The organism is Streptomyces sp. NRRL S-646, from assembly GCF_000720765.1.
Taxonomy (GTDB): Bacteria; Actinomycetota; Actinomycetes; order Streptomycetales; family Streptomycetaceae; genus Streptomyces.
Genome location: NZ_JODC01000005.1, coordinates 374,959 through 399,273, shown reverse-complemented (window position 1 = coordinate 399,273; position 24,315 = coordinate 374,959). Strand labels below are relative to the sequence as shown.

The following is a 24,315-nucleotide window of genomic DNA, read 5'->3' as shown; positions in this document are numbered from 1 at the left end:
TGTGATCACTTCAAATCCTCGCGTGAAAAATCTTAGTGACGCAATGCATTCTTTGCACATAACCCACGTGCGGTGACGCGAGGTTGACGCTACGTTGCGTGACGATTGCGCCAATTCGGGCACTAAACCCAGAAGTTCGACCTTCGGGACAGCGGCCAGGGAAACGGCTCAGGACAGCCGCTTCAGGAGCATCGCCGAGGCGATGGGGCGCGCCCCCGCGCGGGCCACTCCGTCGGCCACCTCGCGGTCCGTGGAAGCGACGATGACGGGCCGCCCGGGCGGCTCAGCGCGCACCAGCTGGCGGATCAACTCGTCCGCGGTGACGCCCGCTTTGGAGAACAGCACCCGCACTCCGCGCGGCGGCGCGAGCAGCACCGGAGCGGCCAGTTCCGCCCCGTCGAAGACGCAGGTGACCTCGGCGCCGGTCTGTGCAGCGAGTTGCGAAAGCTGGCCGAGGAGCCTCAACCGCTGCTTCTCCAGAGGCATTTGGGGATAACCCGTTTTGGTGACGTTGTAGCCGTCGACGACCAGGTGTGCCTGCGGCAGCGCGAGCAGCTGGTCCAGGATCGCGGGGTCATTTTCGGACAAAGCGCGGGCAGCGATGTCTTTCGGGGTCATCCGTCCCGGTTCGACCGCATCGACGGTCTCCGCCGGCCGTACGGACACGGGCGGCAACGCCAGCTCCCGGCGCAGCCCTTGGGCCGCGTCCAGGACGGTGTCCAGAAGCAGGCGCACGCGCATGTCCTCGACACTGCGCCCCTCGCGCGCTGCTTTGCGCGTGGCCTCCAGGGCGGCCTCCGCCTCCCCGAGCCGCGACTTCAGCCGCCGGGACTCACTCTCGGCGGCGGACACCTGCGCCTGCCCCTCGGTGCGTACGGTCTCGATCTCGCCCTGGATCTTGCGCAGGGCGGCCTCGCCCCTTTTGACGTCGCTGAGGGCCGCTCGCAGCTTGCGGTGCAGCGAGTCGGCCTCCTTCTTGGCTGCGTCCAGCTCGGCACGGAGCCGCTCGGTGTCGACCCGGGTCTGCTCCCGGGCCCGGTCGACCTCCGCGCGCAGCCGCTCCAGCTCGGCGCGGCTCTCCTCGTCGGCGCGCTCGGCATCGGCCCGCTGGGCCTCCTCGCCGGCCGCGGTCACGAGCTTCACCCAGCCGGTGGGCCGCAGAACATAGGCCGCGGCCGCCACGTCGAGCGGATCCGCGGCCGGGGGCGGCGAGCCGGAGTCGAGAGCGCCGGTGAGTTCCGGCTGGGCCTCTCTGAGCTTCTCCCCGATGCGCTGCCGGAACAGCGGATCGGTCTCCAGTGCGGCCGCCATCGCGTTGCCGGCGAACTTGGCCCGCCGGTTCGGTGCGAACCGGGCGTACTGCCTGAGCTGTGCGGGCAGTTCGCCGACGGTCAGCCCGCCGAAGCCGTCCGAGACGATCTGGACGACCCTGCGGCGCACTCCGTCGGGCAGCGGACGGTCAAGCACCTCGGCGGTGCCGTCGCCCGGCCCCCCGCCTGTGGTCTCCACCATCCGTCACACCCCATTACCTGTGGGGCCGCTCCCTCAGGAGTCGGCGCCCGGCCTGTCCACGAGTTCCACCTGATCCACCGCGTTGCACCAGCGACAGCGCACCGACTCGATGGTCTCACTGACCACCTCGCGCTCCTCGACCTTGGGCTCACCGGCCAGATCGAGGTGGACGTACTCGACGACCTTCGACGAGCGGGTCACGTCGAAACGCGTGAGGTTGCCGCAGAGGGTGCAGCGCCACCGCGTCGTGGCGGTCGGGAGGGGAACCGTCATCGTGCCTGTGCTCTTTCCTTCTAGGCCTTCTATTGTCAGTGACGCCCCAGCTTCCCCGGGCGTGTGGCTCGTAACCCTACGGCCTGGCGCGGACTCGCCGCCTGCCCGTCCACGGCGGCGAGGCGGTCTGTGCGACTGCGTCCCGTTACGTCATGCTCTGTGTTCATGATCGGCAAGTGGAGCGCGACCGTCGGCAGAGCGATCCGGCGCCCCTCGGCGCCCATGACGTACACGCTGATCACTCTGTGCTGTCTGCTCTTCGTGACCGGCCCGGCCGCCGGCCTCAATCCGGTCCACGGCTCCGGCGACGCGCTGCTCGCCGCCCAGCGCGCCTATTTCCACCGCTGGGGCGTGGTCCCGGCCGAGCTGTTCCAGGGCTCCCCCAGAGCCGCCCTGACCCCCGCCACGGCCCTGTTCGTCCACGGCAGCTGGGTGCACCTGCTCGGCAACATGCTCTTTCTCTATGTCTTCGGGGCGATGACCGAGGAACGGATGGGCCGCGTCCAGTTCACCCTCTTCTACGTCGGCTGCGGCTACCTCGCCCTGCTGGGGTACGCGGCGGCCAATTCCACGTCACAGCAGTCCCTGGTCGGCGCGTCCGGGGCGATCTCCGCGGTCCTGGGCGCTTTCCTCTACCTGTTCCCCGGCGCCCGGGTGACCAGTCTTCTGCCGTTCCTCTTCTTCCTCCCCCTGCGCTTCCCCGCCTGGATCGTGCTGCCCTTCTGGGTGGCCCTGCAGTGGCTGGCGGCCAGGCATGCGGCGACGGGGCCGGGGGTGGCCTATCTGGCCCACCTGGTGGGCTTCGGCCTGGGCTTCGTCTACGCCTGGGTCCGATTCGGCCGTACGACTAGAGTGAGGTCCGCCCCAGCAACGGCCCCCGAGGGAGAGAACCAGCCGTGATCACCGCGATCGTCCTCATCAAGACCAGCGTGGACCGGATCCCCGAGATCGCGGAGCGGATCGCTTCGCTGGAGAGCGTGAGTGAAGTCTTTTCCGTGACCGGGACGTATGACCTGATCGCGATGGTGCGGGTGAGTCAGCACGAGGATCTTGCTGACGTGATCCCCGGGAGCATCAGCAAGATCCCCGGCGTGGAGGCGACGGATACGCACGTCGCGTTTCGTACCTACTCGCAGCATGACCTGGAAGCCGCGTTCGCCATCGGGCTGGACTCGTGATCGACGCCTGAGCGTCTGCGGGGCACGGTTCGTCTGCGACAGCCGGTTCGTCGTGGCTGGTCGCGCCCACGCGGCGGAGCCGCAAATTGATACAGCCCCGCGCCCCTGAAAGCTGAAAAGCCGCTGCCCCTGACGGGCTGGATCAGACTGCCGGGACGCAGCGGCCGTCCTCTGTGCGGTACTGCCACTTCGCGCCGTCGGCCACCAGTTCCTTCACGGCGGTGACGAAGCGCTCGACGTGTTCGTCGGGGGTGCCGGCGCCGAAGCTGACGCGGATCGCGTTGAGGGACTTCTCGCCGGGGGCGGCCTCGGGGGCGCCGCACTCGCCCTGGGTCTGGGGGTCGCTGCCGAGCAGGGTCCTGACCAGCGGGTGCGCGCAGAAGAGGCCGTCGCGGACGCCGATGCCGTACTCGGCGGAGAGCGCGGCGGCGAAGTGCGAGCTGTTCCAGCCCTCGACGACGAAGGAGATCACGCCGACGCGGGGGGCGTCGTCGCCGAAGAGGGAGAGGATCCGCACGTCGGGCACCTCGGCGAGGCCCGCCCGGACGGTGTCGATCAGGTGCTGCTCGCGGGCGACCAGGGTGTCGAAGCCGGCCTCGGTGAGGGCCTTGCAGGCGGAGGCGATGGAGTAGGCGCCGATCACGTTCGGGGAGCCGGCCTCGTGGCGGGCGGCGCTGTCGTGCCACTCCACGTCCACGCCGCCGTCCGCGCGCCGGGTGACCTTGCGGCTGGCGCCGCCGCCCGCGAGGTAGGGGTCGGCGGCCTGCAGCCAGTCGGCGCGGCCGGCCAGCACGCCGGAGCCGAAGGGCGCGTACAGCTTGTGGCCGGAGAAGGCGACCCAGTCGACGTCGAGGTCCTGCACGGAGACCGGGTGGTGCGGGGCGAGCTGGGCGGCGTCCAGGACGATACGGGCGCCGTGCGCATGGGCGGCAGCGGCGAGCTCGCGCACCGGCCACAGCTCGCCGGTGACGTTCGAGGCGCCGGTGACGCAGACCAGGGCGGGACCGTACGGGTCGCGGTCGGCGAGGGCGCGCTCCAGGGTCTCGACGGCCTGCTGCGGGGTGCGCGGGGCGTCGAGGCAGGTGACCCTGGCATCCCTCCAGGGCAGCAGGCTGGCGTGGTGCTCGGTCTCGAACACGAAGACCTGGCAGCCGGCCGGGAGCGCCTGCGCCAGCAGGTTGAGGGAGTCCGTCGTGGAGCGGGTGAAGATCAGCTGGTCGTCGGCCCGGCAGTCCAGGAACTCGGCAACGGTCCGGCGGGCGTTCTCGAAGAGGTCGGTCGACAGCTGGGAGAGGTAGCCGGCGCCGCGGTGGACGCTGCCGTAGTAGGGCGCGTAGGCGGCCACGTCGTCCCAGACGCGCTGCAGGGCGGGGGCGCTGGCCGCATAGTCGAGCGCGGCGTAGGTGACTTCGCCGCCCGTGACGAGCGGGACGGTGACATCCCGTCCCAGAACGGGCAGCGGGGCGCAAATGGAGGTGACGGCGGCAGCGGTAGAGACAGACATGACGGAACTCCCGTGGGTGCAGGCTGAGTTCACCCCGCGAGCGCATGACTCAAGCGTGGGTGTGAAGGTGAAAGGGGATGCGGAGGCGGGGCTCTGCGGCCCTATCGCATTCGCTTGCTCACGGAAGGCTCCTCGACGACCAGGACCCCTGGTTGTTCGAGGGGCCCGCGCTTGCCGTAGACCTCGCTGCCTACGGCCTGGTCTTCACCCGGGGCACCCCGCCACGGACGGAGGGTTGCCGGACAGTCGGCCGGGGCCTCATGACTGTCACTCATGACCTGGACAGGAACGTACGTGAAGTGATCGCGGTCCCGCAACTCGTGTCCGAATTACGGGACCGCACTCCCCTGCTATGCGTTGCTGGCCGCCACCCAGCGCTCCAGGGCCCGCTTGGCCGCGCCGGAGTCGATCGACTGCGCCGCCTTGTCCATGCCGGCCCGGATCTGCTCGGCGAGAGTCCCGTTGCCCGGGTCGAGGGCCACGAGCGCGGCCGCCGAGTTCAGCAGTACGGCGTCCCGTACGGGGCCCTGCTCGCCGTCGAGGAGGCGGCGGGCGACCTCCGCGTTGTACGACGGGTCGGCGCCCCGCAGGGCCTCCACGGGGACCAGCTCGATGCCGACGTCCCGCGGGTCGAAGGTCTCCTCGGTGACCTTGCCGTCGCGGACGATCCAGACCCGCGAGGTTGCCGTCGTGGTCAGTTCGTCGAAGCCGTCGTCGCCGCGGAAGACGAGGGAGGAGTTGCCGCGCTCGGCCAGGACGCCCGCGATGAGGGGAGCCAGGCGCGGGTCGGCGACGCCCACCGCCTGAGCCTTCACCTTCGCCGGGTTGGTCAGCGGCCCCAGGGCGTTGAAGGTCGTACGGATGCCCAACTGGCCGCGTGCGGCGGCCACATGACGCAGTGCCGGGTGGAACTTGATGGCGAAGCAGAACGTGATGCCGGCTTCCTCGGCGACCTCCGCGACCCGCTTCGGCGTCAGTTCCAGATTGACGCCCAGTTTCTCCAGGACGTCCGAGGCGCCGGACGCGGAGGAGGCGGCCCGGTTGCCGTGCTTGACGACCTTGGCGCCCGTACCGGCGATGACGATCGACGACATCGTGGAGATGTTCACCGTCTTCGCGCCGTCACCGCCCGTACCGACGATGTCGACGGTCCGGCCCGGCACCTCGATCACGTTCGCGTGCTCGTACATCGTCCGGACCAGTCCGGTGATCTCCTCGACCGTCTCGCCCTTGGCGCGCAGCGCCACCGCGAACCCGGCGATCTGGGCGTCGGTCGCCTCGCCGCGCATGATCAGGTCCATCGCCCAGGCGGTGTCGTCGGCGGTGAGGTCGTGGCCGTCCAGCAGGCCGTTCAGCAGCAGGGGCCAGGAACGGCCCGCCGCGGTGTCGCCTCCAGCGGGGGTCACAGCGCTCATAAGGCCGCTCCTGGTCGTCGTAGAAGAAGAAACGAGTGTGAGGCCACCCTATCCAGCTCAGGACACGGAAAAGGGCCCCCGTCCGAAGACCGGACGGGGGCCCTTCTGCCGTGGCGTGGCGAGCCGCAGCGATCAGTGGTGGCCGTGGCCGCTCGTGATCTCCCTGTACTCCTCGACGGTCGGCTTCGGAATCTGGGACTCCTCGCCGTAGTACGCCTCGCTGAGCTTGGCGCGCAGCCGCTCGGAGCCCTTGACCTTGCGCTCGACGCCGTTCTCGTCGACCGTCGGGCCGATCTCGGCCGGCTTGTACTGCTCGTGCGCCGTGAGGGTGTGCAGGGCGTCCTGGCTGAGGGGCTCGTGCACCTCGATGAACTCACCGTGCGGCAGGCGCTTGATGATGCCGGACTCGCGGCCGTGCAGCACCTTGTCCTTGTCGCGGCGCTGGAGGCCGAGACAGATCCGCTTGGTGGCGATGAAGGTGAGCACCGGCACGACGAAGAACGCGACTCGGACGAACCAGGTGATCGCGTTGATCGACAGGTGGAAGTGCGTGGCCCACAGGTCGTTGCCGCCGGCGACCATCAGCACGAAGTACCAGGAGATCCACGCGGCGCCGAACGCGGTACGCGTCGGGGCGTTGCGCGGGCGGTCCAGGATGTGGTGCTCGCGCTTGTCGCCGGTGACCCAGGACTCGATGAACGGGTAGACCGCGATCGAGACCAGGACCAGCGGGAAGATCACCAGCGGGATGAACACGCCCAGGACGAGCGTGTGGCCCCACAGGTTGATCTCCCAGCCCGGCATGGCACGGATCAGGCCCTCGGAGAAGCCCATGTACCAGTCGGGCTGGGCGCCGGTCGACACCTGGTCCGGACGGTACGGGCCCATGGCCCAGATCGGGTTGATCGAGGCGATCGCCGCGATGGCCGTGATGACGCCGAAGACCAGGAAGAAGAAGCCGCCGGCCTTCGCCATGTACACCGGCAGCAGCGGCATGCCGACGACGTTGTTGTTCGTCTTTCCGGGACCCGCGAACTGCGTGTGCTTGTGGTAGAAGACCAGGATCAGGTGGCCCACCATCAGGCCGAGCATGATGCCCGGCAGCAGCAGGATGTGGACCGAGTAGAACCGGGCCACGAAGTCGCCGCCCGGGAACTCGCCGCCGAAGAGGAACATCGACAGGTACGTGCCGACGATCGGCACGGACAGGACCGCGCCCTCCATGAAGCGGACACCGGTGCCGGAGAGCAGGTCGTCCGGCAGCGAGTAACCGGTGAAGCCGGTGAACATGCCCAGGACGAACAGCAGGAAGCCGAAGATCCAGTTGACCTCACGCGGCTTGCGGAACGCGCCGGTGAAGAACACACGCATCATGTGCACGAACATGCCCGCGAGGAAGATCAGCGCGGCCCAGTGGTGGATCTGCCGGATGAGCAGACCACCGCGCACATCGAAGGAGATGTGCAGGGTCGAGTTGAACGCCTCGGACATCATCTGGCCCTGCAGCGGGATGTAGCTGCCGTGGTACTCCACCTCGTTCATCGACGGGTGGAAGAACAGCGTCAGATACACACCCGTGAGGATGAGGATGATGAAGCTGTACATGCACACTTCGCCCAACATGAACGACCAGTGGTCGGGGAAGATCTTGCGCATGTTGGTCTTGGCCAGGGAGTAGATCCCCAGCCGGCCGTCGGCCCAGTCGGCGACGCGCTCGCCGGCCGGCGCTTTGCCGCGCCGGGACTCGGTGTTCTCGTTGGTGCTCATCCGCGCTCCCAGAATGCAGGACCGACGGGCTCTTCGAAGTCGCCGAGCGCCTCGAGGTAGCCCTGGTCGTTCACGCCGATGCGCAGCTGCGGCAGGGCGTGACCGGCGGGGCCGAAGATCACCCGGGCACCGTCGGACAGGTCGAAGGTGGACTGGTGGCAGGGGCACAGCACGTGGTGCGTCTGCTGCTCGTACAGGGAGATCGGGCAACCGACGTGGGTGCAGATCTTCGAGTACGCCACGATGCCCTCGTGCGACCACTCGAGCTCGCGCTTGTCCTTGATGTTGTCCGGCTGGATCCGGACGATCATCAGGGCCGCCTTGGCGATCTCGGTCTGGAAGTTCTCGTCGTGCTCCTCCAGGCCCTCGGGCTTGGCGAAGGTGAGCGAGCCGACCGCGACGTCGGAGGCACGCAGCGGCTCGTTGGTGTTCATGTTGACGAGCAGCTTGCCCTTGGACCACAGCGTGTGGCGGAGCTTGGTCCCCGGCAGCGGTCCGAGGTCGCGCAGCAGCATGACGCCGGAGAGCGGGAACAGGGCCAGCGCACCGAACATCGTGTTGCGGATGAGCTTGCGGCGGCCGAGCGCGGACTCCTTGGCGCCCTGCTTGAAGTCGGCCATGACCTTGGCCTTGACCTCGGGGGACGCCTCGATCGGGTGCCGCTCGTCGGCGATCTCCTCGTCGGACATCAGGGTGCGGGCCCAGTGGACCGCGCCCGCGCCGATGGCGAACAGCGCGAGGCCCAGGGTCAGGCCGAGCGCGAAGTTCAGCGCGTTGATGTGGCCGATCGGGAACACGTAGATCGACTTGTCGTGCGGGATCGCCACGTACGAGGCGATGAACCCGACCGTTGCCAGCATCGAGACCGTGAACAGCATGGCCACCACACGCTCGGACCGCTTGGCGGCCCGCTCGTCGATGTCCTGCACCCGGTGCTCGTGGGGCGGCAGACCGGGGTCCGCGAACGGGTTCTTCTCGTCCGCGACGGTCACCGCACCGTGCTCGTTGTGTCCTGCGGAGTGCTCGGCAGGCAGGTTCTCTTCTGGAATGTCTTGGCTACTCATGACTTCTTGGCCTTTGCGGTCCGAGCGGCGACCCAGACGGCGACCGCGATCAGCGCGCCGAGTCCGAAGATCCAGGCGAACAGGCCCTCGGAGACCGGGCCGAGTCCGCCCAGCTCAAGGCCGCCGGGGCTCTCGGTGTCGTCACCGTTGACCGCGTTCAGGTACGCGATGATGTCCTTCTTGTTCTGCTCCGACATCGTGGTGTCGGGGAACGACGGCATGTTCTGGGGGCCGGTCTGCATGGCCTCGTAGATGTGCTTCGGGTCGACGCCCTCGAGGCTCGGCGCGAACTTGCCGTGCGTCAGCGCACCGCCCTTGCCGGTGAAGTTGTGGCACTGCGCGCAGTTGGTGCGGAACAGCTCGCCACCCTTGGCGATGTCGGCACCGTCCGGGCCGTACTGCGCCTTCGTCGGGATGGACGGGCCGGCGCCGAGGGAGGAGATGTACGCGGCAAGCTGGTCGATCTCGGCCTGCGTGTAGATGACCTTCTTCTTCGGGACCTGAGCGCCCGGCTGCTGGGCCGGCATACGGCCGGTGCCGACCTGGAAGTCGACGGCCGCGGCGCCCACGCCGACGAGGCTCGGACCGTCGGTGGTGCCCTGACCGCCGGTGCCGTGGCAGCTGGCGCAGCCCACGGAGTAGAGCTTCTTGCCCTCGTCGATGGCAAGGGACTGGGCGGTGTCATCGGCCTGCGCCTTGCTCGCGGGTGCGAACGCGGCGTACAGCCCCCCGGTGCATGCCAGCGCGAGGAGTAGGACGACGAGAGCCGCCATGGGATGGCGTCGTCGTGCGGAGAGCTTTTTCACGGATTACCCCGGTGTCAGGATCTTCTGCGTCGATGCTTGTGGGTTGTGCGCCTCGCGGGCGCACGCGGGAACGGGCCCGGCTACTTGATCAGGTAGATCGTGGCGAAGAGGCCGATCCACACGACATCGACGAAGTGCCAGTAGTAGGACACGACGATGGCCGCGGTCGCCTGCTCGTGGGTGAACCTCTTGGCCGCGTAGGTGCGGCCGAGAACGAACAGGAAGGCGATGAGGCCGCCCGTCACGTGCATGCCGTGGAACCCGGTGGTCAGGTAGAACACCGAGCCGTACGGGTCCGAGGACAGGGAGAGCCCGTCCTCCTTCACCAGCTCCGTGTACTCGAAGATCTGACCGCCGATGAAGATCGCACCCATCACGAACGTGATGATGAACCAGCCCCGGAGCTTCTTCACGTCCCCGCGCTCGGCGGCGAACACGCCGAGCTGGCAGGTGAGGGAGGAGAGCACCAGGATCGTGGTGTTGGACGCGGAGAACGGAAGGTTGAGATGGCTCGCCATCTCCTTCCAGTGATCCGGACCGGTCACCGATCGCAGGGTGAAGTACATCGCGAAGAGGGCCGCGAAGAACATCAGCTCGGAACTCAGCCAGATGATGGTTCCGACGCTGGTGAGGTTCGGCCGGTTGACCGACGGGTGCGCGTGCCCGGTTTCTACTGTCGTTGCTGTCGCCACGACCGACATTATGTCGGTCGCTTATCCCGCCCTCACTCCGGGGGGTGCCGTTCGGAGTGTTGCTGCCGTCCATACCGGTGTTGACGTGGTGTTGAACGGAGTAACATCCGCCCCATCGGGCCTTTCCGTACGACGCTGACGTCTCGGAGGAACTATGCAGCCGACCGCCACGGTGCTGGTCTACAGCGACGACTCCAACACCCGCGAACAGGTGCGGCTCGCGACCGGGCGCAGGCCCGCTCCCGACGTTCCCGTCGTCGAGTTCCTGGAGTGTGCGACGCCGGCCGCCGTCATCAAGGAGCTGGACCGGGGCGGGATCGACGTCTGCGTCCTGGACGGCGAGGCGGTGCCCTTGGGGGGCATGGGGGTGTGCCGGCAGATCAAGGACGAGGTGTTCAACTGCCCGCCGGTGCTTTTGCTCATTGGGCGGCCCCAGGATGCGTGGCTGGCCACGTGGAGTCGGGCGGATGCGGCGGTCACCTTGCCGGTGGAGCCTGTGGAGTTCGCCGCCGCGTTGGCTTCTTTGTTGCGGCGTAAGAGTCTCCAGCAGAGCGCCTAGTAGCTCGGGGCAGCTGGTTTCGAGGCGGCTGCGGGTTCGTTGTGGCTTGTCGCGCCCACGCGGCGGAGCCGCACATCGAATACAGCCCCGCGCCCCTTGAGGCCCACTGCCCCTGAGGCCCGCTCACACGCTCTGTGGGCGCAGTCGTGCCACGTCGTCCGGGCTCGGGCCGTCGGGTTTGCCGGCCACCAGGGCGCTGCCCTGGCGCCACTGTTTCCAGGCCAGGTTCCAGTCGCCGAAGCCGTTGCCGAAGGGCTCCATGGTGTCGCCGTTGGAGTTGACGACCTTCACCACGTCGCCCTCGTGGATGGTGTTGAAGAACCATTCGGCGTTGCCGGTGCTCATGCCGGTGCAGCCGTGGCTGACGTTGGCGTAGCCCTGGGAGCCCACGGACCAGGGGGCGGCGTGCACGTACTCGCCGCTCCAGGTGAGGCGGGTGGCCCAGTAGACGGGCAGGTCGTAGGAGTCGGCGCTGCCTTCGGCGATGCCCACGGTGGCGCTGCGCATGCGTACGAAGGACTGCTTGCCCAGCACGACCTTGACGCCGTTGCGGGTCTCGAAGCCGGGCTTGCCGGTGGTGACGGGGAGTTCCCTGATGTCGTCGCCGTTCTTGTACACGGTCATGGAGTGCGCCGAGGCGTCGGTGACGGCGATGATGCTGTCGCCGATGGTGAGCTTCAGCGGCTTGCTCTTGGCTCCCCACAGGCGGTCGCCGACCTTGATGCCGTCCAGGTTGCTGTGCACCTGGACGGTGGTGTGGGCGGGCCAGTAGTCCTTGGGGCGGTAGTGGAGTTCCTTGTCGTCCACCCAGTGCCAGGCGCCCTGCACGGCGGGGACCGAGTCCACCCGCAGTGCCCGTTCGACGATGGCGCGCTGTGTCCTGTCCTTGACGGGCCGGTTCAGTTGGGCGGTGACGGGCTGTCCGACGCCGTAGTCGCCGGAGTCGGGCCCGAACTTCACGTCCAGGCGCTTCTTGGTGGTGGGGATGCTGGTGTCGAAGGTGAGGACCTTGCGGCCCGGCGCCCCGTCCCCGTCCTCCGTGCTCACCCGCACCGTGTAGTGGGCGTTGGCGGCGAGCGGAGAGGTGCTGTGCCAGCGGGTGCCGTCGGCGGAGAGTTCGCCCGCCACGAAGCGGCCTGCGGCGTCCGTGGCCGTGACGTCCGTGATGCGGCCGTCGTCCTCGGCGGTGACCTCGAGGGCCTTGTCCGGGTCGGCTTTCTTCGCGCCGCCCTTGAGGCCTTTGAAGGAGAGCTGGTCCGTCGCGTCGTACGGCTTGGCGGCCAGCGGGTTGCCCCCGCTGCTGCAAGCGGTGCCGCCCGCGCCGAGGGCGATCACCAGCAGAGTGCAGCTGACGACGGTGCGGGTGCGCGGAGAGTGGTTCATGTCCCTCACGCTATGGACGTTCGTCAAGGACGGCGCGCGGTGTAATCCGTACGAGGTAACGGTATTGGGGCAAAAGTGGGAGCCCGGACGCTCCTTACGGAGTGTCCGGGCTCCCGATGTGCTCTTCGCGTGCTACTGGGTGCGGTTCTCACCGCGGTAGTACTCGAAGACCCAGCCGTACAGGCCGACCATGATGATCGGCGCCGAGAAGTACAGCAGCCACCAGCCGATCGCGATCGACAGGAAGGCGAGCGCACCACCGAGCCCGAGGGCCAGCGGCTGCCAGCTGTGCGGGCTGAAGAACCCGACCTCGCCGGCGTCGTCCGCGACGTCCGCCTCCTTGTTGTCCATCGCACCCGCGTCGACCCGCTTGGCCGTGAAGCCGAGGTAGAAGCCGACCATGATGCACAGACCGAAGGCCAGGAAGAGCGCCGTCGTACCGGCCGGCTCCTTCGACCACACGCCATAGACCACCGCCATGGCGAGGACGAAGACGCTCAGCCACATGAACATCTTGCCCTGAACCTTCACTTGCCGGCCTCCTTGCCACCAGCCAGAGCCTTCTCACCGTGAGGCGCGTTCTCGAGCTGGTCGAGAGCGGCGATCTCAGGGTGGTGCAGGTCGAACGCCGGGGATTCGCTTCGGATCCGCGGCAGGGTGAGGAAGTTGTGCCGCGGCGGCGGGCAGGACGTCGCCCACTCGAGCGAGCGGCCGTAGCCCCACGGGTCGTCGACGCCGACCGGCTTGCCGTACTTGGCCGTCTTCCACACGTTGTAGAGGAACGGCAGGATCGACATGCCGAGCAGGAACGAGCTGATCGTCGAGATCGTGTTCAGGGCGGTGAAGCCGTCGGCCGCGAGGTAGTCCGCGTAACGACGCGGCATGCCCTCGGCACCCAGCCAGTGCTGGACCAGGAACGTGCCGTGGAAGCCGATGAACAGCGTCCAGAAGCAGGGACCCCTTCCACATCGTTCCGATCCAGTTGAAGAACTTCACGCCGGTCGGTACGGCGATGAGGAACGTCATGAAGGAGAAGAACGGGAGCAGTACGCCGCCGGTGACGTACATGTGGTGGGCCCACACGGTCACGGACAGACCCGCGATGGCGATGGTCGCGCCGATCAGGCCCATGTAGCCGAACATCGGCTTACGGGAGAAGACCGGGATGACCTCGGAGATGATGCCGAAGAACGGCAGCGCGATGATGTACACCTCTGGATGGCCGAAGAACCAGAAGAGGTGTTGCCACAGCAACGCGCCGCCATTGGCCGCGTCGAAGACATGTGCCCCGAATTTCCGATCCGCCTCCAGCGCGAACAGCGCGGCGGCGAGGACGGGGAAGGCGAGCAGGACCAGCACCGCGGTCAGCAGCACGTTCCACACAAAGATCGGCATGCGGAACATGGTCATGCCCGGGGCGCGCATGCAGATGATGGTGGTGATGAAGTTGACCGCACCGAGGATCGTGCCGAAGCCGGAGAAGGCCAGACCCATGATCCACAGGTCGGCGCCGATGCCCGGCGAGCGGACCGCGTCCGACAGCGGGGAGTAGGCGAACCAGCCGAAGTCGGCCGCACCGGACGGGGTGAGGAAGCCGCCCACCGCGATCGTCGAGCCGAACAGATCGTGCCGTGCATCGTGAACGCCTGGTTGAACTGCTCGTTCGACATGATCTGCAGGCCCGGACGGGCCAGCTCGGCGCGCATGAGCAGCGCCATCACGCCGCCGATCAGGAAGAACGCGAACGACGTGACGAGGTAGAGCGTCCCGATCGTCTTGTGGTCAGTGGTGGTGAGCCACTTGATGACCACGTTGCCGGGCTGCTTGCGCCGGACCGGCAGCTCGTCCGCGTAGTGGGACTCCGCCGCGGCGCCCTGGGGTTCGTTGACGATGCTCACAGGTTGTTCGTCTCCCGGTTCTTCTCGTGGCTCGTCTGCGCGATGCCGGCGGGAACGTAACCGGTCTGCCCCTTCTTGGCGAGGTCCTTGAGGTGCTGCTCGTAGCGCTCCGGGGAGACGACCTTCACGTTGAACAGCATCCGGGAGTGGTCGACGCCGCAGAGCTCGGCGCACTTGCCCAGGAAGGTGCCCTCCTTGTTGGGGGTCACCTGGAAGGAGTTGGTGTGGCCCGGGATGACGTCCATCTTCATCAGGAACGGCACCACCCAGAAGGAGTGGATGACGTCACGCGAGGTCAGGACGAAGCGGACCGTCTTGCCCTTGGGCAGCCACAGCGTCGGACCCGGGTTGCCGGTCTGCGGGTTCCTGGTGGCCGGCGTACCGACGTCGTAAACACCGCCGGCGCTCGCCGGGAAGTCGTTCTTGAACCGGTCCGGAATGGCGGCCAGGTTCTTGTCGGTCTTCGCGTCACCGGTGGAACCGGCGACGGGCTCGATGTAGTTGAAGCCCCAGCTCCACTGGAAGCCGACGACGTTCACAGTGACGTCGGGCTTCTTGTCGGAGAGGCTGAGCAGCTTCGACTCGTCGCGGGCCGTGAAGTAGAACAGCACCGAGACGATGACGAGCGGAACCACCGTGTACAGCGCCTCGATCGGCATGTTGTACCGGGTCTGCGGAGGAACTTCGACCTTCGTGCGGCTGCGCCGGTGGAAGAAAGCACTCCACAGGATCAGGCCCCACACCAGCACGCCGGTGGCGAGCGCGGCGGCCCAGGAGCCCTGCCACAGGGAGAGGATCCGCGGAGCCTCTTCCGTGGTGGGGGTGGGCATACCAAGGCGGGGGAAGTCCTTGTATGTGCAACCGGTGGCGGTCGCCAGGACCAGGCCCGCGGTCATTGCCTGCAGCAGCTTCCGCCGCATCGGGCGCCGCGGCGAGCGGTCGGAGCCGTTGGGACTCACGTAGCGCCTTCCCGAGAGTCTCGCCCGCGCGGTTGGCTGCGGCCTGCCTTCTTCGGTGGTCGGTCGCCGCCCTGCGTCGGGCAGGGGTTTGGATGTTTATGCGGACCAAACCCTAGCCGACGCCCTCCGGGGGTTCGCGGGGAGGGGTGCCTACTCACCCCGCGGGTTAGCTGGATTGGCGGCTGCGGGTTTGTGGGGGCCGGTCGCGCCCCGCGGCGGAGCCGCTGGTGTCATTGCCCCGCGCCCCTTTAGGGCGTTGCAGTGAACGGCGGTTTAGCGTTGCCGTGTGGGCTACTTCGATGCTGCTTCCAGTGCTCCTCTTCATCCCGTTGCCCGGCAGGCGCTGCTGGCCTCGCTGGATGAGGGGTGGGCCGACCCTGCACGGCTGTATCGCGAAGGGCGGCGGGCGCGGATGTTGCTGGACGCCGCTCGGGAGGCCGCTGCCGAGGCCGTGGGCTGCCGTGCCGACGAGCTGGTCTTCACTTCTTCCGGCACCCGGGCCGTGCATGCCGGAATCGCGGGGGCGTTGGCCGGGCGTCACCGGGTTGGGCGTCACCTGATCGTGTCGGCGGTCGAACACTCCTCGGTGCTCCATGCGGCTGACGCGCACGAGGCCGGCGGTGGGAGCGTCACGCAGATCGAGGTGGACCGGCGGGGCAGGGTGACTCCGGCGTCGTACGCGGACGCCCTCCGCCCGGACACCGCGCTGGCCTGTCTTCAGTCGGCCAACCACGAGGTGGGGACCGAGCAGCCGGTGGCCGAAGTGGCTGCCGTGTGCCGGGAGTCCGGCGTGCCGTTGCTGGTGGATGCGGCGCAGTCGCTGGGGTGGGGGCCGGTCGAGGGTGACTGGTCCCTGCTTACGGCCAGTGCGCACAAGTGGGGCGGGCCCTCGGGTGTCGGGCTGCTCGTCGTACGAAAAGGCGTGCGGTTCGTGTCCCAAGGGCCTGCGGACGAGCGGGAGTCGGGGCGGGCCGCCGGGTTCGAGAATCTGCCGGGGATCGTGGCCGCAGCCGCCTCGTTGCGGGCGGTGCGGGCGGAGGCTGGACAAGAGGCGGTACGGCTGCGGGAGCTGACGGAGCGGATCCGGGTGCGGGTGCCGCGGTCGGTTCCGGACGTGGAGGTGGTCGGGGATCCGGAGCGGCGGCTGCCGGGGATCGTCACCTTCTCCTGTCTCTATGTCGATGGGGAGACATTGCTGCATGAGCTGGATCGGGAGGGTTTCTCCGTTTCCTCCGGGTCGTCCTGCACCAGCAGCACGCTGACGCCCAGCCATGTGCTGAAGGCGATGGGGGTGCTCAGTGAGGGGAATGTGCGGGTTTCGCTGCCGATGGGGACGCCCGAGGAGGACGTCGAGCGGTTCCTGGCGGTGCTGCCGGGCGCGGTGGCGGGGGTGCGGGAGAAGCTGGGGGCGCCGGTTCCGGCGGCGACCGTGCAGCAGGACGACGCCCTGGTCGTCGACGCGCTCGGCAAGCGCTGCCCGATTCCCGTCATCGAGCTCGCCAAGGTCATCGGGGATGTGCCGGTGGGCGGCACGGTGCGTGTCCTGTCCGACGACGAGGCGGCGCGGCTGGACATCCCGGCGTGGTGCGAGATGCGGGGCCAGGAGTACGTGGGTGAGGAGCCGGCGGACCACGGTGCTGCATACGTGGTCCGCCGGGTGTCGTAGCTCAGGCCAGGTGCTTCTGGACCTCGGCTGCGGCCTCGTCGCCGTAGGCCTTGGCGAACCGGTCCATGAAGTGGGCGCGGCGCAGCTGGTACTCCTGGGTGCCGACCGTCTCGATGACGAGCGTGGCGAGCATGCAGCCGACCTGGGCTGCGCGCTCCAGGGAGACGCCCCAGGCGAGGCCCGAGAGGAAGCCGGCACGGAAGGCGTCGCCGACGCCCGTGGGGTCGGCCTTGCGCTCCTCCTCCGCGCAGCCGACCTCGATCGGGTCCTCGCCGGTCCGCTCGACGCGGACGCCGCGCGAGCCGAGGGTGGTGACGCGGTGGCCGACCTTGGCGAGGATCTCGGCGTCCGTCCAGCCGGTCTTGGACTCGATCAGACCCTTCTCGTACTCGTTCGAGAAGAGGTATGTGGCGCCCTCCAGCAGTATCCGGATCTCGTCGCCGTTCATCCGGGCGATCTGCTGGGAGAAGTCGGCGGCGAAGGGGATGGACCGGGAGCGGCACTCCTCGGTGTGGCGGAGCATCGCCTCCGGGTCGTCGGCGCCGATCAGGACCAGGTCGAGGCCGCCCACGCGGTCGGCGACGGTCTTCAGCTCGATCTGCCGGGCCTCGCTCATGGCGCCCGTGTAGAAGGAGCCGATCTGGTTGTGGTCGGCGTCCGTCGTGCACACGAAGCGGGCGGTGTGCAGGGTCTCGGAGATGCGGACCGACTCGGTGTCGACGCCGTGCCGGTCCAGCCAGGCGCGGTACTCGTCGAAGTCGAAGCCGGCGGCGCCGACCAGGACCGGGGTCGTGCCGAGCTGACCCATGCCGAAGGCGATGTTCGCTCCGACGCCGCCCCGGCGTACGTCGAGGTTGTCGACCAGGAAGGAGAGCGAGACCGTGTGCAACTGGTCCGCGACGAGCTGGTCGGCGAAGCGGCCGGGGAAGGTCATGAGGTGGTCGGTGGCGATGGAGCCGGTGACTGCGATGCGCACGGCGGGGACTCTCCTGTGGGAGACGGGTTGACACTTCACGCTACCGGGTCGTAGCCGGGCTCTGAAGTGGCCAAAACTACCCGATAGTAGATCTTTCTTCGCCGGCTTCGGCGTGCATACGGTTCCGCTATGACGAACCTGAAGGTCCATGCCCCGGTCCCGGTCGACCTGGAAGGCGACCTCGCGTCGCTGCGCGGCGACTGCGCCCGGATGGTCCCCCACTGGGCCGCCCCCGACCGCATCACTTCCCGCCCGGTCTCCCCGTCACTCATCCACGGCGTGATCGTGCCGCCGAAGTCGGCCCGGCTGCTGGACTCGATGTCGGACTACGGCGACTGAGTACGGGTCTGTAGTCCACTACGGCCCGGTAGCCGGGCCGGCGCATGTGAAGGGAACCGCGCGCTCCTCCCTTGCGTCCCATCGCCGTCCCCCGTGAAGGGGATGTGCGATACGACCCTCCAGCAGGCCGTTTTGACAGGGCCGGGTCAGGGTCACAGGACAGCTGTGCAGGCGAAGGAGCGATGCGGTGAACACCGAGCGACCCGACAACGACGCCCCGGACGAGAACGGCGCCGCCGACTCCCCCGAGGAGCAGGGTGCCGTGGAGGAGCAGGGCGCCGTGGGCGCCGAGGCTCCGGGCGTCACGGAGGGCGATGCGGACGCTCCTGAAGAGGAAGCCGGCGCGGAGAAGAGCGGAGCCGAGGGGGAGGACGCCGAGGTCGAGGCGACCGGCGCGGGCGAGGAGACCGCCGTGGTCGGGGCGCCCGAGGTCGCCGAAGAGACCGAGGTTGCCAAGGCTCCGACGTTCGACGAGGGCGACTCCGAGATTCCCGACGCCACCCCCGGTCCGGACGCGGAGGAACTCCACCCGTCCCGCCGCCGCTCCCCCGTGCTCATCGCCTCCGTCGCCGCTGCCGTGCTGCTGGTGGGAGGCGGCGGGGCGTACCTCACTGCATCGGCCTCCGGCGGGTCCGGCGGCCGTACGGGCTCCGGGGCCTCCGGCGACGGCACCACTCCCCCGCCGCTCGCACTCGACGGTTACTCCGAGGGGGGTACGAACGGGATCGCGCCCGGGGAGCCCAACCCGTACGGCGTGCAGTACAAGGCCGCCGGCGCGCTGCCCGACGGGCCGGACTCGGCGCCCGTGTACCGGGCGGCCGGCGAGGTCACCAAGGACGAGGTGGCGCGGCTGGCCGAGGCCCTCGGGCTGGACGGGACGCCGGTGGCGCAGGGGCAGGCCTGGCAGGTCGGGCCGGACAAGGACGGATCCGGGCCGAGTCTGGTGGTGGACAGGCAGGCGCCGGGGACGTGGACGTTCCACCGGTACGCGGCCGGCACCGACGCCTGTCAGAAGGTCATCGCGTGCACGAAGGATCCCGCGAACCCGGCCGGCGACACGGTGAGTGAGGCCGCCGCAAAGAAGGCCGCGGCGCCGGTGCTGAAGGCGGTCGGCCAGGACGACGCGAAGGTGGACGCGAGCCAGGTCATGGGCGCCCAGCGGGTGGTGAACGCGAACCCCTTGGTCGGCGGGCTGCCCACGTACGGCTGGACGACCGGGCTGACCGTCGGCTCCCACGGCGAAGTGGTGGGCGGCAGTGGTCAGTTGAAGGCTCCGGTGAAGGGCGACACGTACCCCGTGCTGGGTGCGCGGAAGACGCTGGACCTGATGAACTCGGCGCCCACGACCGACCACCGCATGGGCATCGGCGGCTGCGCCAGCCCCGTACCGCTGAAGGACCGGCTGGAGGCGCCGTGCGGGCAGTCGACGTCCGGGGCGGGCGCGACGCCGGCGAAGCAGACCGTCACCGTCGGCGGTGCGGTCTTCGGGCTGGCCGTGCATGCGGTGGACGGGCGGCAGGCTCTGGTGCCGTCCTGGCTGTTCCAGGTGAAGGGCGCCGGCGCGCAGAACGGCTTCACGGTGACGTATCCGGCCGTCGACCCGAGGTACCTGGCCTCGAACTCGACGACGCCGTCCGGGGAGCCCACTCCGCCGGCGACACCGTCGAGTGGCGGGCCGTCCTCGGCGCCGGCCACCCGTGACGTCAAGGTGGACTACTACACCACCGACGGCAAGGAGCTGAGCCTGGGCTTCACCGGCGGGGTGTGCGCCGACTACAAGGCGACGGCGAACGAGAGCTCCGACAAGGTGACCGTGAAAGTGACCGAGACGCCCTGGAAGGGCAAGATCTGCATCATGATCGCCAAGGCGATCGACAAGACGGTGCAACTGGACCGGCCGCTGGGCGACCGGAAGGTCGTCGGCACCGACGGCAAGGAGATCCTGCTGCCGAACCCGGGGCAGCGGCTGCCGGGTAATACGGCCGGGGTGCAGTAGCCCTCCGGGTACACGAAGGCGGCGGCCCCGTCGGAGGGGGCCGCCGCCTTCGGCTTGTTCAGTTGTTCAGCAGCTCAGCAAGGCTTAGCTGAAGGAGTCGCCGCAGGCGCAGGAGCCCGTCGCGTTCGGGTTGTCGATCGTGAAGCCCTGCTTCTCGATGGTGTCGACGAAGTCGATGGACGCGCCACCCAGGTACGGGGCGCTCATACGGTCGGTGACGACCTTGACGCCGCCGAAGTCCTTCACCACGTCGCCGTCGAGCGAACGCTCGTCGAAGAAGAGCTGGTAGCGCAGGCCGGAGCAGCCGCCGGGCTGAACGGCGACGCGCAGGGCCAGGTCGTCACGGCCTTCCTGGTCGAGCAGGGCCTTGACCTTCGCCGCAGCGGCGTCGGACAGGATGATGCCGTCGGTGACGGTGCTGGTCTCGTCCGATACGGACATCTACATCTCTCCCGGGTTGTACGGAGACTGCTTGCCGACTGGTGCAACCGGCAAGGCCGCGGATTCATTCCGGGCCGGGCGCCTGTTTTCGGTGCCTCCTTCATGCTCGCACATGCGATGGCGAGCGGAAAACGGCTCATCGGGATTCATGTCACATCGACGTTATGACCATCGTCAAACTGACGTGAAGCGGGTTATGATAGATAGCGTCAGTTCGACGAGAAGCACGTCCGCAGAACTTCCAGCAGAACCTCCCGCAGAACAGAAAGGGTGCGTGTCGTGACCACCGCCCAGACCCCGGAGCTCGACGTACAGCCGACTCCTCTCGCCCTGCTGCTGCTCGGCCGCGAGGCCGACCCGAAGAGCGAGCGGGGCGTCGAGTGCCCCGGCGACCTGCCGTCCCCGTCCGACCCGGACCTGGTGGCCCGTGCCCGCGCGGCCAAGGAGAAGCTGGGCGACAAGGTCTTCGTGCTCGGCCACCACTACCAGCGCGACGAGGTCATCCAGTTCGCCGACGTCACGGGTGACTCGTTCAAGCTGGCCCGGGACGCGGCGGCGCGTCCGGAGGCCGAGTACATCGTGTTCTGCGGTGTGCACTTCATGGCGGAGTCCGCGGACATCCTGACCTCCGACGACCAGAAGGTCGTCCTGCCGGACCTCGCGGCCGGGTGCTCGATGGCGGACATGGCCACGGCCGAGCAGGTCGCCGAGTGCTGGGACGTGCTGACGGAGGCCGGCGTGGCCGAGCAGGTCGTGCCGGTCTCGTACATGAACTCGTCCGCGGACATCAAGGCGTTCACGGGCAAGCACGGCGGCACGATCTGCACCTCGTCCAACGCCAAGAAGGCCCTGGAGTGGGCCTTCCAGCAGGGTGAGAAGGTGCTGTTCCTGCCCGACCAGCACCTCGGGCGCAACACCGCCGTCCGCGACATGGGCATGTCCCTGGAGGACTGCGTCCTCTACAACCCGCACAAGCCGAACGGCGGGCTGACGGCGGACGAGCTGCGCGCCGCGAAGATGATCCTGTGGCGCGGCCACTGCTCGGTGCACGGCCGGTTCTCGCTGGACTCGGTGAACGACGTGCGCGAGCGCATCCCGGGCGTGAACGTGCTGGTCCACCCGGAGTGCAGGCACGAGGTCGTGGCCGCGGCGGACTTCGTCGGCTCGACGGAGTACATCATCAAGGCCCTGGAGGCCGCGCCCGCCGGGTCCAAGTGGGCCATCGGCACGGAGCTGAACCTGGTCCGCCGCCTCGCGAACCGTTTCGCGCCCGAGGGCAAGGAGATCGTCTTCCTCGACAAGACGGTCTGCTTCTGCTCGACCATGAACCGTATCGACCTGCCCCATCTGGTCTGGGCGCTGGAGTCCCTGGCCGAGGGCAACCTGGTCAACCGGATCGAGGTCGACAAGGAGACCGAGGCGTTCGCGAAGCTGGCCCTGGAGCGGATGCTGGCGCTGCCGTAGCCCTGTGCCCCGCTGTCACCCCGAGACGGGTTTCCGCTCGGGGTGCGCGGGGTCCAGGCTGAAGACGGTGCCGTCCGGGGTGGTCGCGACCAGCGCGCCGCCGTACAGCAGCACCTTGGACTTGGTCACGTCGCCGCTCGCGAGCTGGTCGGCGCGGGCGCCCGTCTCCCACAGCAGCGTGCCCCTGCGGCTGTCGAGCGCGGCGACACGGCCGCTGGTGCTGGCCAGGTAGAGGGTGCGGGTGCGGGCGTCGTAGGTGGGCTGTCCCGAGCCCTCGACGTCGGTCCTGGTCTGCCACCGCTGTTTGCCGGTCAGCGGGGACACGGCGGTCACCTGGCCGTTGGCCTGGGTGATCCACAGAGTGTCGGCGGCCAGCCGCACCGAGCCGTCGTAGATCTTCGTCAGCTTTGTCGTGGTGGCGGCGCCGGTGTCCGGGTCGAGCAGCCAGATCTCGCCGAATTTCAGGTCCTCCGGGCGCGCCGGGGCGGTGTCGCCGCCGACCACGAAGGCCAGCCGGCCGCCGACGGTGCCGAGCAGGCTGCTCGTGTACGGGGTCTTCAGCCGCCGGAGCACCGATCCGTCGGCCTTGTTCAGCTCCAGGAGTACGGCGTCCTTGGTCGCGTCGTCCGAGAAGCACTGCGCATACAGGCGGGAGCCGGCCGTCGTGAACTGGCAGTAGTCGTCGGAGGGCAGCTGCAGGGTCCAGCGGTCGGCTCCGGTGCGCGGGGAACGGGCCGTCACCAGCCGGCCGGCGAGGTCGGGGGTCAGCACGAGGTCGCCGGACACGATCTGGTCGACGGTGACGTTGTTCCGCCGGCGGGCCCACAGCTGCTCGCCGCTCTCGGTGTCGAGGGCGACGATGCTCGCCTTCGTGCCCCCGTCGGCCCCGTAGACGTAGTGCTGGAGAAGCATCGCGCCGTCCCGCACCCCGAGGAGTTCGAAGTTGTCCCGCGCCCGGTCCGCGCCCTCGGCGGAGGTCGCGAGCGCGGAGCGCCAGACGGTGGCGCCGGTACGGCCGTCCAGACGGACCGGGAGGATGTTGTTGCCCGCGCAGTAGACCGCGTTCTCGTACGTCTGGCAGGTGGCGTCGCCCGCGTCTGCGCTGTCCTTCGCGAGCGCGTGGACCTCGCCCCGCTGTGCCGTCTCGGACATCGTCGTCTGCCAGGGCTGCCACCCGGTGGGGACCGCCGCCCAGCGGGAGTCCGCGGACGAGGCGGAACCGGCCGCCGGGGCGCCGTCGGGGAAGCCCGGCCCGAACCGTATGTACCACCCCGTCCCCAGGACCAGCGCACCCACCGTGCAGGCCGCCACCAGCAGGGGACGGACCCTGCGGCGTCGCGTGCGCCCGGACCGGGTGGCCTTTCCGGGCCCCGCATGGCCGGTCCCGGCGTCGGTCTCCTCCACGGTCCTCAGGTCGGCCAGGCGGAGGGCCGTGGTGTCCGGGTCCCTGGGGTCGGGCTCGGGCAGGGCCTCGGCGAACTCCTTTTCCAGTACGTCCAGTTGGGGCCGGTCAGCGGGGTCCTTGACCAGACAGCGCTCCAGGACTGCGCGGAGCGGCCCCGGTACGCCGTCCAGTCCTGGCTGCTCGTGGACGACCCGGAAGGCGGTCAGGTACGGGCTGTCGGCGTCGAACGGGCTGCGTCCGGTGGCCGCGAAGACCAGGAGCGCGGCGAGCGAGAAGACGTCCGAGGCGGGTCCGACGGTGCGGGCGTCGGTGAACTGTTCCGGTGACATGAAGGGCGGGGTGCCGATCATCTGGCCGGTCTCGGTCAGGGTCTGGTGGTTCTCGGCGGCTCGGGAGATGCCGAAGTCGATGACGCGGGGGCCGTCCTCGGACATCAGGACATTGGCGGGCTTGAGGTCCCGGTGCACCACGCCGGCCCGGTGGATGTCCTGCAGCGCCTCCACCAACCCCAGGGCCAGCCGGCGCAGTTCGGTGCCTCTCAGGGCACCGTGGTCGCGGATCCGTTCGGCGAGGGAGCTGCCCGGGACGTACTGGGTCGCCATCCAGGGCCGTACCGCCTCCGGGTCGGCGTCCACGACCGGTGCGGTGAAGGCGCCGCTGACCTTGCGGACGGCCTCGATCTCCTGGCGGAAGCGGGCGCGGAAGACCTTGTCCTCCGCGTATTGGGCATGCACCACCTTGACGGCGACGTCACGGCCCGAGCGTGATCTGCCCCAGTAGACGACCCCCATGCCGCCGGAGCCGAGCCGGTCGACCAGTTTGTACCCGCCGACCGATTTCGGGTCGTCCTTGCGCAGCGGCACGCCCGAATCCCCTTCCCTGCACGGCAGTTCGAGGCCACAGAATACGTAACGGAGATGGCGGGCGGCCTGGCGGATCCGGAGGTGGGGGTGACTTCCTCCGACTTCGTCGCAGGGGTCGGGCTCGCACGACCGTGCGAGCCCGACCCCATGTGCCG

21 protein-coding genes, 1 pseudogene and 1 riboswitch are annotated in these 24,315 nt (G+C 68.9%); of the genes and pseudogenes, 7 read left to right on the top strand and 15 right to left on the bottom strand.

Going from position 1 to position 24,315, the window contains the following annotated elements:
* Nucleotides 1–168: 168 nt before the first annotated feature.
* Both IH68_RS0111705 and IH68_RS0111700 read right to left on the bottom strand, forming a co-directional pair.
* Nucleotides 169–1,512, bottom strand: a complete 1,344-nt coding sequence (locus IH68_RS0111705; protein ID WP_030932642.1) for an NYN domain-containing protein — start codon at nt 1,510–1,512, stop codon at nt 169–171.
* Nucleotides 1,513–1,545: 33 nt separating this feature from the next.
* Nucleotides 1,546–1,785, bottom strand: coding sequence for a hypothetical protein (locus tag IH68_RS0111700; protein ID WP_009309707.1), 240 nt, complete (start codon nt 1,783–1,785; stop codon nt 1,546–1,548).
* Nucleotides 1,786–1,950: 165 nt separating this feature from the next.
* Here IH68_RS0111700 and IH68_RS0111695 point away from each other — a divergent pair, with 165 nt between their 5' ends.
* Entirely contained in the window at nt 1,951–2,685 is a 735-nt protein-coding gene (locus IH68_RS0111695; RefSeq protein ID WP_030932638.1) for a rhomboid family intramembrane serine protease, read from the top strand.
* Nucleotides 2,682–2,963, top strand: coding sequence for an Lrp/AsnC family transcriptional regulator (locus tag IH68_RS0111690; RefSeq protein ID WP_030932635.1), 282 nt, complete (start codon nt 2,682–2,684; stop codon nt 2,961–2,963). Before IH68_RS0111695 ends, IH68_RS0111690 begins: the two co-directional genes overlap by 4 nt.
* Before the next feature lie 142 nt (nt 2,964–3,105).
* Here IH68_RS0111690 and IH68_RS0111685 read toward each other — a convergent pair whose 3' ends face one another.
* From IH68_RS0111685 to IH68_RS0111660, 6 genes are all read right to left on the bottom strand, one after another.
* A complete protein-coding gene (locus IH68_RS0111685) occupies nt 3,106–4,467 on the bottom strand; it encodes an aminotransferase class V-fold PLP-dependent enzyme (RefSeq protein WP_030932632.1) in 1,362 nt (453 codons plus the stop codon).
* A gap of 162 nt (nt 4,468–4,629) precedes the next feature.
* Nucleotides 4,630–4,746, bottom strand: a riboswitch (SAM riboswitch).
* A 71-nt stretch (nt 4,747–4,817) separates the two neighbouring features.
* Nucleotides 4,818–5,882 (bottom strand): anthranilate phosphoribosyltransferase, encoded by a 1,065-nt coding sequence (gene trpD / locus IH68_RS0111680; RefSeq protein ID WP_030932629.1) that lies wholly within the window; start codon nt 5,880–5,882, stop codon nt 4,818–4,820.
* 132 nt (nt 5,883–6,014) lie between these two features.
* Entirely contained in the window at nt 6,015–7,649 is a 1,635-nt protein-coding gene (locus tag IH68_RS0111675; RefSeq protein ID WP_030932627.1) for a cytochrome b, read from the bottom strand.
* Entirely contained in the window at nt 7,646–8,713 is a 1,068-nt protein-coding gene (locus IH68_RS0111670) for a ubiquinol-cytochrome c reductase iron-sulfur subunit (RefSeq protein ID WP_030932624.1), read from the bottom strand. Before IH68_RS0111670 ends, IH68_RS0111675 begins: the two co-directional genes overlap by 4 nt.
* The gene (locus tag IH68_RS0111665) at nt 8,710–9,519 is read right to left on the bottom strand and encodes a c-type cytochrome (RefSeq protein ID WP_030932622.1); all 810 of its coding nucleotides are present in this window, start codon (nt 9,517–9,519) and stop codon (nt 8,710–8,712) included. The genes IH68_RS0111670 and IH68_RS0111665 overlap by 4 nt, the downstream gene beginning before the upstream one ends.
* An 80-nt stretch (nt 9,520–9,599) precedes the next feature.
* Nucleotides 9,600–10,220, bottom strand: a complete 621-nt coding sequence (locus IH68_RS0111660; RefSeq protein ID WP_030932618.1) for a cytochrome c oxidase subunit 3 — start codon at nt 10,218–10,220, stop codon at nt 9,600–9,602.
* Between the two features lie 145 nt (nt 10,221–10,365).
* Between IH68_RS0111660 and IH68_RS0111655 the strand changes: the two genes are divergently transcribed.
* On the top strand, nt 10,366–10,770 hold the full coding sequence (locus IH68_RS0111655) for a response regulator transcription factor (RefSeq protein WP_030932615.1): 405 nt from the start codon (nt 10,366–10,368) through the stop codon (nt 10,768–10,770).
* 123 nt (nt 10,771–10,893) lie between these two features.
* Here the strand turns inward: IH68_RS0111655 and IH68_RS0111650 are convergent, their stop codons facing one another.
* The 4 genes and pseudogenes from IH68_RS0111650 to coxB form a co-directional block, all read right to left on the bottom strand.
* Nucleotides 10,894–12,153, bottom strand: a complete 1,260-nt coding sequence (locus IH68_RS0111650; protein WP_030932612.1) for a L,D-transpeptidase — start codon at nt 12,151–12,153, stop codon at nt 10,894–10,896.
* A 132-nt stretch (nt 12,154–12,285) separates the two neighbouring features.
* On the bottom strand, nt 12,286–12,684 hold the full coding sequence (locus IH68_RS0111645; RefSeq protein WP_030932609.1) for a cytochrome c oxidase subunit 4: 399 nt from the start codon (nt 12,682–12,684) through the stop codon (nt 12,286–12,288).
* Nucleotides 12,681–14,051 (bottom strand): annotated as a pseudogene (locus tag IH68_RS49750) (cytochrome c oxidase subunit I). The gene IH68_RS0111645 and the pseudogene IH68_RS49750 overlap by 4 nt, the downstream one beginning before the upstream one ends.
* Nucleotides 14,048–15,010: a cytochrome c oxidase subunit II gene (coxB, locus tag IH68_RS0111635; protein ID WP_030932607.1), complete on the bottom strand. Its 963-nt coding sequence runs from the start codon at nt 15,008–15,010 to the stop codon at nt 14,048–14,050. Before coxB ends, IH68_RS49750 begins: the two are co-directional and overlap by 4 nt.
* Nucleotides 15,011–15,296: 286 nt before the next feature.
* On the opposite strand from coxB, the gene IH68_RS0111630 reads away from it, so the two are divergent.
* Nucleotides 15,297–16,676 carry a cysteine desulfurase/sulfurtransferase TusA family protein gene (locus IH68_RS0111630; protein ID WP_030932605.1) on the top strand — a complete coding sequence of 460 codons (1,380 nt, stop codon included), beginning with the start codon at nt 15,297–15,299 and terminating at the stop codon, nt 16,674–16,676.
* 1 nt (nt 16,677) lies between these two features.
* Here the strand turns inward: IH68_RS0111630 and IH68_RS0111625 are convergent, their stop codons facing one another.
* Nucleotides 16,678–17,652 (bottom strand): carbohydrate kinase family protein, encoded by a 975-nt coding sequence (locus IH68_RS0111625; RefSeq protein ID WP_030932602.1) that lies wholly within the window; start codon nt 17,650–17,652, stop codon nt 16,678–16,680.
* Nucleotides 17,653–17,781: 129 nt separating this feature from the next.
* Here IH68_RS0111625 and IH68_RS0111620 point away from each other — a divergent pair, with 129 nt between their 5' ends.
* Nucleotides 17,782–17,991 (top strand): hypothetical protein, encoded by a 210-nt coding sequence (locus IH68_RS0111620; protein WP_030932599.1) that lies wholly within the window; start codon nt 17,782–17,784, stop codon nt 17,989–17,991.
* A gap of 187 nt (nt 17,992–18,178) precedes the next feature.
* Nucleotides 18,179–19,987, top strand: coding sequence for a hypothetical protein (locus tag IH68_RS0111615; RefSeq protein WP_030932596.1), 1,809 nt, complete (start codon nt 18,179–18,181; stop codon nt 19,985–19,987).
* A gap of 84 nt (nt 19,988–20,071) precedes the next feature.
* On the opposite strand, the gene IH68_RS0111610 is transcribed toward IH68_RS0111615, so the two are convergent.
* Nucleotides 20,072–20,428 carry an iron-sulfur cluster assembly accessory protein gene (locus IH68_RS0111610; protein ID WP_030582488.1) on the bottom strand — a complete coding sequence of 119 codons (357 nt, stop codon included), beginning with the start codon at nt 20,426–20,428 and terminating at the stop codon, nt 20,072–20,074.
* A 279-nt stretch (nt 20,429–20,707) separates the two neighbouring features.
* Here IH68_RS0111610 and nadA point away from each other — a divergent pair, with 279 nt between their 5' ends.
* Nucleotides 20,708–21,892 (top strand): quinolinate synthase NadA, encoded by a 1,185-nt coding sequence (gene nadA / locus IH68_RS0111605; RefSeq protein WP_030932593.1) that lies wholly within the window; start codon nt 20,708–20,710, stop codon nt 21,890–21,892.
* 15 nt (nt 21,893–21,907) lie between these two features.
* Here nadA and IH68_RS0111600 read toward each other — a convergent pair whose 3' ends face one another.
* On the bottom strand, nt 21,908–24,160 hold the full coding sequence (locus tag IH68_RS0111600) for a protein kinase domain-containing protein (protein WP_030932591.1): 2,253 nt from the start codon (nt 24,158–24,160) through the stop codon (nt 21,908–21,910).
* Nucleotides 24,161–24,315: the final 155 nt, after the last annotated feature.

Bases quoted from the DNA above. Each gene is read 5' to 3' on its own strand.
- IH68_RS0111705 (WP_030932642.1), bottom strand. From the start codon at position 1,512: ATGGTGGAGACCACAGGCGGGGGGCCGGGCGACGGCACCGCCGAGGTG.
- IH68_RS0111700 (WP_009309707.1), bottom strand. From the start codon at position 1,785: ATGACGGTTCCCCTCCCGACCGCCACGACGCGGTGGCGCTGCACCCTC.
- IH68_RS0111695 (WP_030932638.1), top strand. From the start codon at position 1,951: ATGATCGGCAAGTGGAGCGCGACCGTCGGCAGAGCGATCCGGCGCCCC.
- IH68_RS0111685 (WP_030932632.1), bottom strand. From the start codon at position 4,467: ATGTCTGTCTCTACCGCTGCCGCCGTCACCTCCATTTGCGCCCCGCTG.
- trpD (WP_030932629.1), bottom strand. From the start codon at position 5,882: ATGAGCGCTGTGACCCCCGCTGGAGGCGACACCGCGGCGGGCCGTTCC.
- IH68_RS0111675 (WP_030932627.1), bottom strand. From the start codon at position 7,649: ATGAGCACCAACGAGAACACCGAGTCCCGGCGCGGCAAAGCGCCGGCC.
- IH68_RS0111670 (WP_030932624.1), bottom strand. From the start codon at position 8,713: ATGAGTAGCCAAGACATTCCAGAAGAGAACCTGCCTGCCGAGCACTCC.
- IH68_RS0111660 (WP_030932618.1), bottom strand. From the start codon at position 10,220: ATGTCGGTCGTGGCGACAGCAACGACAGTAGAAACCGGGCACGCGCAC.
- IH68_RS0111655 (WP_030932615.1), top strand. From the start codon at position 10,366: ATGCAGCCGACCGCCACGGTGCTGGTCTACAGCGACGACTCCAACACC.
- IH68_RS0111650 (WP_030932612.1), bottom strand. From the start codon at position 12,153: ATGAACCACTCTCCGCGCACCCGCACCGTCGTCAGCTGCACTCTGCTG.
- IH68_RS0111620 (WP_030932599.1), top strand. From the start codon at position 17,782: ATGACGAACCTGAAGGTCCATGCCCCGGTCCCGGTCGACCTGGAAGGC.
- IH68_RS0111610 (WP_030582488.1), bottom strand. From the start codon at position 20,428: ATGTCCGTATCGGACGAGACCAGCACCGTCACCGACGGCATCATCCTG.